The following is a 253-nucleotide window of genomic DNA, read 5'->3' as shown; positions in this document are numbered from 1 at the left end:
CGACTTAACAGGTAATCCTGGTTTAATTGGTAAGGGCGAAGGCCCGGTTGATACCACACCACCACAAGTGACAGTAAAAGTAGACGAAGACGGTAACATTACGTTGACCTACCCAGATGATGTTGATCCTGATTCAATCACCACCGACAAAATCACAGTAAAAGATGAGAATGGCAAAGACATTCCAGTAATCTTTGAAAAACAACCGGATGGTAGCTACACAGCACAAGTACCACCAGGTACAGATGGCACA

Annotated in this window: 1 pseudogene; it reads left to right on the top strand. The window is 44.3% G+C overall.

Annotated elements, in window-relative coordinates:
• Positions 1-253, top strand: a pseudogene (locus tag FW754_RS16425) (hypothetical protein); the annotation flags it as partial.

Source organism: Acinetobacter sp. 1207_04 (genome assembly GCF_052850415.1).
Note: the sequence above shows the minus strand (reverse complement) of the source record. Positions and strands in the feature narration are given on the sequence as shown.